Raw genomic sequence first — 3870 nt, forward strand, 5'->3', positions numbered from 1 at the left:
TTTTATTGCTGTTTCACTGGCGCTGTGGCTTGGGCAGGCGCTGGGCGGCGTCTGGGGTTATCAAGGCGGGGGGACGCCGGTGGGGGGTGTGGTTAGAGGGGCTGGGCTGGTGGTGTAGTGTTGCTGGCGCAGCGCCTCCAGTTGGGTGAGGGTGTGCTCTATATCGGGGTGGCTGGCAAATCGGGCCATGATGGGGGTGGCGGCCCGGTCAAAGTCCGGCGGCACATCCCGATCGAAGTATTGGGCAAAACCGGCGGCGCCCTGCAGCACCTGCTTGCTGGCCGCTTGAATGGCGGAGAGCTGTTGCTGGCTTTGCCGGTGGGGGGAGAAGGTGCCGAGCTGGTGATTGAGCCGGAGCTGCACCTCGGGGCGGCCCAGATAGGCCAGCAGGAGCTTGACCTCCATCATGCGCGGATTGGCGCGGGCCGGTAGCACGAAGAGATCCAGCGGGGCATCTTCATAGCGCGGCATATCGGCGCGCAGGGTGGGAAAGGGCAGGGTCTGGATGTCGTCAATGCGCTGCTTGGGGATGGTAAAACTGCCCATCAGTGTCATGGCCCCCTTGCCGTAGTAGAGGTAGGGGATGCTGTCGTTCCAATCCAGCCGGATCATGTTGTCATTGAAGCAGCGGGCCGCGATCAGTTGCTGCCAATGACTGAATACCTGCCGGATGCGCGGATCCCGGTAATCTACTTCTCCTCGTGTCACCTGCTGGTGAAAGGCCAAGCCGTTGAGCCGCAGGTTCAGATAGTCAAACCAGGCCAGGGCTGGCCAGCTTTCTTTTGTGCCCAACATCAGCGGCACTATCCCCTTGTTGCGTAACAGGGGGCAGCTTTGCAGCAGTTGTGCCCAGGTGGTCGGTGGGGTGAGCCCGGCGCGTTGCAGGGTGCTTTTGGAGTAGAAGAGGCCCCAGTGGTAGTAGCTGTAGGGCAGGGCGTAGGTGTGTCCCTGCCAGGAGACGGCGGCCTGCATGGCCTTGCCGAAACTGGTTTGCCAGTCCTGCTGTTGCCACAGTTCATCCATGGGTCTCAAGGCGCCTTGACGGACATAGGCCAGCAGGCGCTCCCCGCCTTGCCAGTTGAGCAGATCCGGTGAGGTATCCGCCTCCAGCCAGCGAGGAAAGCGGGCCTTGTACTCGCGGTCTGTGTAGGTCCGCAGTTGTACCCGGATACCGGTTTCGGTGTGGAAATCCCGTAGCACGGCCACAAAATTATCCCGCTTCTGTTTGTTGCCATGCATCACGGCCAGCTCCAGCGCCCCACTCTGGCAAAAGGGGAAACTGCAAACCAGTAGAGCTAACGCCCTTATCAACTGCCTGGACATGGTAGTGATCCGAAGAAGGCCAAACATTGAGTCTAGCACACGGATTTTCGCTGTGTTGGGTAAGCGCCCTTGAATCGGCATCTTTTTTTCCCAAAATCAGCTCGTCACACTTGAAATCCATTACCTCTTCGCTGGATTTTCACTATGACCACTCAAGAACGTGCTGATTTTTGGCAGCAGCAGATCACTGCCTGGCTTGACTCCGGCCTCTCCGGCCACGCCTTTTGCAAAAGCCAGGCACTGGTCTATCACCAGTTTGCTTACTGGCGTAAAAAGCTCGAACAGCCTGTAGACTCGGACTCTCTTCCTGGCTTTGTCAGAGTAGCCATGCCTGCTCCTGTCGGGACCGAAGTTGGCTTGACGCTCACCTTACCCAACGGGATCACTCTCTCCGGGTTACATCCGGGCAATATCGATTTGCTCGGCGCTATCATGAGGCAGTTGTAATGCGCCCTCGTTACTTGCGTCCGGCACTGACCATGCCGCAGATCTACCTCTATCGGGCTCCTATCGATTTTCGTAAACAGGCCCACGGCCTGGCGGCGCTGGTCGAGCAGCAACTGGGGCACAACCCATTCACCGGTGCCCTCAATGCCTTTACCAATCGCCGCCGCAACAAGATCAAGTGTCTGATGTGGGAGGACAACGGCTTTGTGCTCTATTACAAGGCGCTGGCCGAGGAGAAATTCAAGTGGCCATCGTCTGCCGATGAGCTACTCTCCCTCTCTTCCGAGCAGATAAACTGGTTGCTCGATGGCTACGATATCTCCTTGATGCAGGGCCATAAAACACTGCATTATGAGACGCTTTAATACCGCCAACCTCGTGCTTTACCGCCTTGTTTTTGTTATAATTTCCTCATGAAAATGACGCTGAAAAACCTCACCCCATCACCTGATCTCAGTGATCCTTGAAAATCGTCATAAAGGAGAAGCCATCGCTTACAGTCTTATCCTCGGTGGCGCCATGGGCAACCTGATTGACCGGGTCTTTCGCGGCTATGTTGTGGATTCCTTTGATTTCTATTGGCGAGACTGGCATTGGCCGGCCTTCAACCTGGCTGATATTGCAATTGTCCTCGGTGCCTTACTTTTCGTTTCCAGCAGCTTGTTGGGTAAAAAAGCAAACACCAATGCCGAGCCGGATGGATCTGACTGACACCTACGCCTATACAACACCATGACCGAACTTCCCGACAACATCCTTCACCTGCCGCAATACCAAGTACTGGGCTGCAAATCAACCGACGACGAAATGCACTTCCAGGTGGACGTGCCCGATCCCATCGCCTGCGAGGAATGCGGCGTGCAGGGTGAGTTCGTACGGTTCGGCAAGCGTGACGTTCCCTATCGTGATCTGCCCATCCACGGCAAGCGGGTCACTCTCTGGGTGGTCCGCCGCCGATACACCTGCCGGGCCTGCAAGACAACATTCAGGCCCCAGCTACCGGAGATGGTGGACGGATTCCGTATGACACTGCGGCTGCATGAGTACGTGGAGAAGGAATCCTTCAACCACCCCTACACCTTTGTGGCGGCACAGACCGGCCTGGACGAGAAGACGGTGCGCGACATCTTCAACGCCCGCGCCGAGTTCCTGGGGCGCTGGCACCGCTTCGAGACGCCCCGCATCCTGGGCATTGACGAGCTATACCTGAACAAGCGCTACCGCTGCATTCTGACCAACATTGAGGAGCGAACCCTGCTCGACCTGCTGGCCACCCGCCGCCAGAACGTGGTGACCAACTACCTGATGAAGCTGAAAGACCGGCAGAAGGTCGAGATCGTCAGCATGGACATGTGGAACCCCTACCGGGCAGCGGTCAAGGCTGTGCTGCCCCAGGCCCGTATCGTGGTCGATAAGTTCCATGTGGTGCGCATGGCCAACGATGCCCTAGAGAGAGTGCGCAAGGGCCTCAGAAAGGAGCTGAAACCGTCCCAGAGCCGGACTCTCAAGGGAGACCGGAAAATCCTGCTGAAACGCGCTCACGAAGTCTCAGACCGGGAGCGCCTCATCATGGAGACCTGGACAGGCGCGTTCCCGCAACTGCTGGCCGCCTACGAGCACAAGGAGCGCTTCTACGGCATCTGGGACGCCACCACACGGCTCCAGGCAGAAGCCGCCCTGGACGAGTGGATAGCCACCATCCCGAAGGGCCAAAAGGAAGTCTGGAGCGATCTGGTCAGGGCAGTGGGAAACTGGCGCGAAGAGACCATGACCTACTTCGAGACGGACATGCCCGTCACCAACGCTTACACGGAGTCCATCAACCGACTGGCCAAGGACAAGAACCGTGAAGGGCGCGGTTACTCCTTCGAGGTGATGCGGGCACGAATGCTCTACACCACGAAGCACAAGAAGAAGGCACCGACTGCGAAGGTCTCTCCTTTCTACAAGAAAACCATCGGTTACGGACTGCCGGACTTCGCAGAGGAACTCAACTACGGAGTCGATCTATCAACCATCTGAGGGTGGTATCAGATTGATGGGGTGAAGGTGCCCCATCAACCATTAAATCCGTATACCCAAATTAAATACGCAGGGATT

General features: G+C 57.5%; 5 protein-coding genes. 4 read left to right on the top strand and 1 reads right to left on the bottom strand.

What is annotated here, in order from left to right; genetic code table 11:
• Positions 1 to 60: 60 nt before the first annotated feature.
• Positions 61 to 1323, bottom strand: a complete 1263-nt coding sequence (locus BN1134_RS03935; protein ID WP_198133136.1) for an ABC transporter substrate-binding protein — start codon at positions 1321 to 1323, stop codon at positions 61 to 63.
• Positions 1324 to 1467: 144 nt separating this feature from the next.
• Between BN1134_RS03935 and tnpA the strand changes: the two genes are divergently transcribed.
• The 4 genes from tnpA (at position 1468) to BN1134_RS03955 (ending at position 3792) form a co-directional block, all read left to right on the top strand.
• Positions 1468 to 1770 carry an IS66 family insertion sequence element accessory protein TnpA gene (gene tnpA / locus BN1134_RS03940; protein WP_005325174.1) on the top strand — a complete coding sequence of 101 codons (303 nt, stop codon included), beginning with the start codon at positions 1468 to 1470 and terminating at the stop codon, positions 1768 to 1770.
• A complete protein-coding gene (tnpB, locus tag BN1134_RS03945; RefSeq protein WP_029303615.1) occupies positions 1770 to 2135 on the top strand; it encodes an IS66 family insertion sequence element accessory protein TnpB in 366 nt (121 codons plus the stop codon). Before tnpA ends, tnpB begins: the two co-directional genes overlap by 1 nt.
• Before the next feature lie 91 nt (positions 2136 to 2226).
• Positions 2227 to 2481 carry a signal peptidase II gene (lspA, locus tag BN1134_RS03950; protein WP_425524540.1) on the top strand — a complete coding sequence of 85 codons (255 nt, stop codon included), beginning with the start codon at positions 2227 to 2229 and terminating at the stop codon, positions 2479 to 2481.
• Between the two features lie 21 nt (positions 2482 to 2502).
• Positions 2503 to 3792, top strand: a complete 1290-nt coding sequence (locus BN1134_RS03955; protein WP_011918377.1) for an ISL3-like element ISPpu12 family transposase — start codon at positions 2503 to 2505, stop codon at positions 3790 to 3792.
• The last annotated feature ends 78 nt before the right edge of the window (positions 3793 to 3870 follow it).

Source organism: Aeromonas simiae (assembly GCF_000820125.1).
GTDB classification, from domain to species: Bacteria; Pseudomonadota; Gammaproteobacteria; order Enterobacterales; family Aeromonadaceae; genus Aeromonas; species Aeromonas simiae.

Coding starts and splice junctions, on each gene's coding strand:
- tnpB (WP_029303615.1), top strand. CDS start 1,770: ATGCGCCCTCGTTACTTGCGTCCGGCACTGACCATGCCGCAGATCTAC.
- tnpA (WP_005325174.1), top strand. CDS start 1,468: ATGACCACTCAAGAACGTGCTGATTTTTGGCAGCAGCAGATCACTGCC.
- BN1134_RS03935 (WP_198133136.1), bottom strand. CDS start 1,323: ATGTCCAGGCAGTTGATAAGGGCGTTAGCTCTACTGGTTTGCAGTTTC.
- BN1134_RS03955 (WP_011918377.1), top strand. CDS start 2,503: ATGACCGAACTTCCCGACAACATCCTTCACCTGCCGCAATACCAAGTA.